2 protein-coding genes, 2 rRNA genes and 1 riboswitch (1 of these 5 cut by a window edge) are annotated in these 6,000 nt (G+C 44.2%); all 4 genes read left to right on the top strand.

The window, feature by feature from the left end; all coding sequences use genetic code 11:
* Nucleotides 1-77 precede the first annotated feature (77 nt).
* Nucleotides 78-1,598, top strand: a complete 1,521-nt coding sequence (gene guaA / locus WDJ61_RS02610) for a glutamine-hydrolyzing GMP synthase (protein ID WP_413789079.1) — start codon at nucleotides 78-80, stop codon at nucleotides 1,596-1,598.
* A gap of 88 nt (nucleotides 1,599-1,686) precedes the next feature.
* Nucleotides 1,687-1,788, top strand: a riboswitch (purine riboswitch).
* Between the two features lie 103 nt (nucleotides 1,789-1,891).
* Nucleotides 1,892-3,226: an NCS2 family permease gene (locus WDJ61_RS02615; protein ID WP_338752941.1), complete on the top strand. Its 1,335-nt coding sequence runs from the start codon at nucleotides 1,892-1,894 to the stop codon at nucleotides 3,224-3,226.
* A 343-nt stretch (nucleotides 3,227-3,569) separates the two neighbouring features.
* Nucleotides 3,570-5,124 (top strand): 16S ribosomal RNA (locus WDJ61_RS02620).
* A gap of 164 nt (nucleotides 5,125-5,288) precedes the next feature.
* Nucleotides 5,289-6,000 (top strand): 23S ribosomal RNA (locus WDJ61_RS02625) (it continues 2,221 nt past the right edge of the window).
* The 16S and 23S rRNA genes sit together here, the layout of an rRNA operon.

A 6,000-nucleotide genomic window follows, 5' to 3' on the forward strand; every position in this document is an offset into this window, starting at 1 on the left:
TTTATATGTCGAGCGGTTCAGTGCATAACAAAGGAGTGGAAAGTGTGGCAGGAAAATCAGAATTGAAAAATCAAGAAATGATTCTTGTTTTAGACTTTGGAAGTCAGTACAATCAGTTAATCACTCGCCGAATTCGTGAGTTCGGTGTGTATAGTGAGCTTCATCCTCATACGATCACAGTTGAGGAAATTAAAGAAATCAACCCTAAAGGAATTATTTTTTCTGGTGGACCTAATAGCGTATATTCAGAGGATGCTTTCCATTGCGACGAAAGAATTTTCGATTTAGATGTACCTATTTTCGGTATTTGCTACGGCATGCAGTTAATGACAAAGCATTACGGTGGAAAAGTAGAAGCTGCTTCTCATCGTGAGTATGGAAAAGCTTCTATTGAAATAAAGAATGAAACAGCTCTATTTAAAGGTCTGCCAAATGAGCAAGTTGTATGGATGAGTCATGGAGACTTAGTTGTAGAAGCACCAGAAGGATTCTCTGTTGATGCGGTAAGCTCGTCTTGCCCAATTGCTTCTATGAGCAATGAAAAAGAAGGTCTGTATGCAGTACAATTCCACCCTGAAGTTAAGCACTCTGTGTACGGAAATGAATTGCTGAAGAACTTCGTATTTGAAGCTTGTGGCTGTAAAGGCGACTGGTCGATGGAGAACTTTATTGAAATAGAAATGGAAAAGATCCGTCAAACAGTCGGTGACAAGAAAGTTCTTTGTGCATTAAGCGGCGGTGTGGACTCTTCAGTTGTCGCAGTGCTTATTCATAAAGCAATTGGCGATCAGTTAACTTGTATTTTCGTTGATCACGGTTTGCTTCGTAAAGGTGAAGCAGATAGCGTAATGGAAACATTTTCGGAAGGCTTCCATATGAACGTCATTAAAGTGGATGCTAAAGACCGTTTCCTTGATAAATTAAAAGGCGTTTCTGATCCAGAGAAAAAACGGAAAATCATCGGTAACGAATTTATTTATGTATTTGATGATGAGGCGACAAAACTTGAAGGAATTGAGTTTTTAGCACAAGGTACGCTTTACACGGACATTATTGAAAGTGGAACAGCGACAGCGCAAACAATCAAGTCTCACCATAATGTTGGCGGTCTGCCTGAAGATATGCAGTTCAAGCTGATTGAGCCGTTAAACACATTATTTAAAGATGAAGTTCGTGCTTTAGGAACAGAGCTAGGTATTCCTGATCATATCGTTTGGCGTCAGCCATTCCCAGGTCCAGGACTTGGTATTCGTGTTCTCGGTGAAATTAGTGAAGAAAAACTAGAAATTGTTCGTGAATCTGATGCTATTTTACGTGAAGAAGTTCGCTTAAATGGTTTAGAACGCGAAATTTGGCAATACTTCACTGTGCTACCGGATATCCGCAGTGTTGGAGTAATGGGAGATGCACGTACGTATGACTACACGATCGGTATCCGTGCGGTTACTTCGATTGATGGAATGACATCTGACTGGGCTCGTATTCCGTGGGATGTCCTAGAGAAAATTTCTACTCGTATCGTGAATGAAGTTCCACATATTAACCGAGTAGTGTATGACGTAACAAGCAAGCCACCTGCAACGATTGAGTGGGAATAAAAACCGAATAAATATATTTTATTTTTGAGGAATGTTCGTGTTTTATATTGACGAATCAATGAAACACGGCTAAAATGAGAGAGAATTAAATCGATCTAATACATTACATCGTATAAAGTCGGGGATATGGCCCGAAAGTTTCTACCAAGCTGCCGTAAATAGCTTGACTACGAGGTAACAGGATAGATAGGTCTCTCTCTATCTTTCCGTCACCTATAGTCACGCTTCGACCGTTTTGGTTCGGAGCGTTTTTTTATTGGTTTGGGATGAAAAAGATGGAGAGGAGTTTACACATGAAGAAGTATTTTCAATTTGAAGAGTTGGGTACGAACTATCGCCGGGAAATTATCGGTGGCTTAACAACATTTTTATCTATGGCTTATATTTTAGTTGTGAATCCACTCACACTTTCTTTGCAAACAGTGCCTGGTCTTCCAGACTCTATGAGAATGGATTATGGGGCGGTCTTTGTAGCAACAGCAATTGCTGCAGCGATCGGTTCATTATTAATGGGGCTTTTAGCAAAATATCCAATTGCTTTAGCGCCAGGAATGGGTTTGAATGCCTTTTTTGCTTACACAGTTGTATTAAATTACGGAGTTTCATGGCAGTCAGCGTTAACAGGTGTATTATTCTCAGGAATTATTTTTATTTTATTAACGTTATTAGGTATCCGAGAAAAGATTATTAACTCTATTCCAGCAGAGTTAAAGTTTGCTGTTGGAGCGGGGATTGGTTTGTTTATTACCTTTGTTGGTTTTCAAAATGCCGGTATTATTGTAAAAAATGATGCGGTGCTTGTTGGGCTTGGTGATTTATCATCGGGGCCGACACTTCTAGCGATCTTTGGAATTTTTGTTACTGTCATTTTAATGACAAGAGGGGTAAGCGGCGGTATTTTTATCGGAATGGTTATAACGGCTATTGTCGGAATGATCGTGGGATTAATTGAGCCACCGAAAAGCATATTTGGTCCGATTCCAAGCATTGAGCCAACATTTGGAGTGGCGGTTGAAAATATTTTTCAATCTCCTTCAGAAATTTTTACAATTCAAATGCTGGTTATTGTATTGACGTTCTTGTTCGTTGATTTCTTTGATACAGCAGGTACACTTGTAGCGGTAGCGAACCAAGCGGGATTAATGAAGGGAAATAAATTACCTCGTGCAGGTAAAGCGCTTTTTGCTGATTCTTGTGCCACTGTAGTAGGAGCGATTCTCGGAACGTCCACAACTACTTCTTATGTTGAATCAACAGCAGGGGTAGCAGCCGGAGCAAGAACAGGCTTTGCTTCTGTCGTAACAGCTGTACTCTTCTTATTATCACTGTTTCTCTTCCCGTTACTAGAAGTCATTACAGCGCCAGTAACAGCTCCTGCTTTAATTATCGTCGGAGTCCTAATGGTTTCTTCGCTAGGGCAAATCGATTGGACGAAATTTGAAATTGCTGTACCTGCTTTCTTAACAATTATTGCAATGCCACTTACGTACAGCATTGCTACTGGAATTGCAACGGGCTTTATCTTTTATCCAATTACAATGATCGTGAAAGGAAGAGCGAAAGAGATTCATCCAACCATGTATTTCTTGTTTGTAATCTTTATCCTCTACTTTGTTTTCATTAAATAGTGACGATTGTTTATTAAAAAAGAAGCTACGTCAGATAGCTTCTTTTTTTATGAAATCAAATAGAAATATATAATTCTATAAAAAAAGCTTGCATTTATATATTGAGAGATGGTATATTTATATTCGTTGCTAACGATGAGATGAAGTTGTAAGGAAAACTTCAAAAAAAGTTGTTGACAACGAGAATATAAATTGTTATGATAATAGAGTCGCTGAAAACGACAACAAGTTGAAATTGATCTTTGAAAACTGAACAAAATAAACGTCAACGTTAATTCAAATAGCGAAGGCATCATTTAATGATGACCTAAGCAGGACAAAAAACATGAGCAAGTCAAACATCTTTTTGGAGAGTTTGATCCTGGCTCAGGACGAACGCTGGCGGCGTGCCTAATACATGCAAGTCGAGCGGACTTGATGGGAGCTTGCTTCCATTCAAGTTAGCGGCGGACGGGTGAGTAACACGTGGGTAACCTGCCTGTAAGACTGGGATAACTCCGGGAAACCGGGGCTAATACCGGATAAGTTCTTTCTCCGCATGGAGAAAGATTGAAAGACGGTTTCGGCTGTCACTTACAGATGGACCCGCGGCGCATTAGCTAGTTGGTGAGGTAACGGCTCACCAAGGCGACGATGCGTAGCCGACCTGAGAGGGTGATCGGCCACACTGGGACTGAGACACGGCCCAGACTCCTACGGGAGGCAGCAGTAGGGAATCTTCCGCAATGGACGAAAGTCTGACGGAGCAACGCCGCGTGAGTGAAGAAGGTTTTCGGATCGTAAAGCTCTGTTGTTAGGGAAGAACAAGTATCGGAGTAACTGCCGGTACCTTGACGGTACCTAACCAGAAAGCCACGGCTAACTACGTGCCAGCAGCCGCGGTAATACGTAGGTGGCAAGCGTTGTCCGGAATTATTGGGCGTAAAGCGCGCGCAGGCGGTCTTTTAAGTCTGATGTGAAAGCCCACGGCTCAACCGTGGAGGGTCATTGGAAACTGGAAGACTTGAGTGCAGAAGAGAAGAGCGGAATTCCACGTGTAGCGGTGAAATGCGTAGAGATGTGGAGGAACACCAGTGGCGAAGGCGGCTCTTTGGTCTGTAACTGACGCTGAGGCGCGAAAGCGTGGGGAGCAAACAGGATTAGATACCCTGGTAGTCCACGCCGTAAACGATGAGTGCTAAGTGTTGGAGGGTTTCCGCCCTTCAGTGCTGCAGCTAACGCATTAAGCACTCCGCCTGGGGAGTACGGCCGCAAGGCTGAAACTCAAAGGAATTGACGGGGGCCCGCACAAGCGGTGGAGCATGTGGTTTAATTCGAAGCAACGCGAAGAACCTTACCAGGTCTTGACATCCTCTGACAACTCTGGAGACAGAGCGTTCCCCTTCGGGGGACAGAGTGACAGGTGGTGCATGGTTGTCGTCAGCTCGTGTCGTGAGATGTTGGGTTAAGTCCCGCAACGAGCGCAACCCTTGATCTTAGTTGCCAGCATTTAGTTGGGCACTCTAAGGTGACTGCCGGTGACAAACCGGAGGAAGGTGGGGATGACGTCAAATCATCATGCCCCTTATGACCTGGGCTACACACGTGCTACAATGGATGGTACAAAGGGCTGCAAGACCGCGAGGTTTAGCCAATCCCATAAAACCATTCTCAGTTCGGATTGTAGGCTGCAACTCGCCTACATGAAGCCGGAATCGCTAGTAATCGCGGATCAGCATGCCGCGGTGAATACGTTCCCGGGCCTTGTACACACCGCCCGTCACACCACGAGAGTTTGCAACACCCGAAGTCGGTGGGGTAACCCTTACGGGAGCCAGCCGCCTAAGGTGGGGCAGATGATTGGGGTGAAGTCGTAACAAGGTAGCCGTATCGGAAGGTGCGGCTGGATCACCTCCTTTCTAAGGAAATTAACGGAAAGTAAGAACGCTGTTCTTACTCAAATTAACGACGCGTTTTATTTTGTTCAGTTTTGAAGGATGAATTCCTTCTATTTACTTGTTCTTTGAAAACTGGATAATATCGTATAAAGTAACCAAGCAATAACCGAGTAATCGCCATTTTAGGTTAAGTTAGAAAGGGCGCACGGTGGATGCCTTGGCACTAGGAGCCGACGAAGGACGGGACTAACTCCGATATGCTCTGGGGAGCTGTAAGTAAGCATTGATCCAGAGATTTCCGAATGGGGAAACCCACTGTTCGTAATGGAACAGTATCTCTGTCTGAATACATAGGACAGTTGAAGGCACACCCGGGGAACTGAAACATCTAAGTACCTGGAGGAAGAGAAAGCAAATGCGATTCCCTGAGTAGCGGCGAGCGAAACGGGAACAGCCCAAACCAGAAGGCTTGCCTTCTGGGGTTGTAGGACACTCTACACGGAGTTACAAAAGAACGGGATAGGCGAAGAGGTCTGGAAAGGCCCATCAGAGAAGGTAACAATCCTGTAGCCGAAATTTCGTTCTCTCCAGAGTGGATCCTGAGTACGGCGGAACACGTGAAATTCCGTCGGAATCCGGGAGGACCATCTCCCAAGGCTAAATACTCCCTAGTGACCGATAGTGAACCAGTACCGTGAGGGAAAGGTGAAAAGCACCCCGGAAGGGGAGTGAAAAAGATCCTGAAACCGTGTGCCTACAAGTAGTTAGAGCCCGTTAATGGGTGATAGCGTGCCTTTTGTAGAATGAACCGGCGAGTTACGATTTCATGCAAGGTTAAGCCAAAAAGGCGGAGCCGCAGCGAAAGCGAGTCTGAATAGGGCGAATGAGTATGAGGTC

The organism is Bacillus sp. FJAT-52991 (assembly GCF_037201805.1).
In the GTDB taxonomy this organism is placed as follows: Bacteria; Bacillota; Bacilli; order Bacillales; family Domibacillaceae; genus Bacillus_CE; species Bacillus_CE kandeliae.

What these genes read in the sequence shown, in the direction of transcription:
- guaA (WP_413789079.1), top strand. Translation starts at nt 78, where the DNA reads ATGATTCTTGTTTTAGACTTTGGAAGTCAGTACAATCAGTTAATCACT.
- WDJ61_RS02615 (WP_338752941.1), top strand. Translation starts at nt 1,892, where the DNA reads ATGAAGAAGTATTTTCAATTTGAAGAGTTGGGTACGAACTATCGCCGG.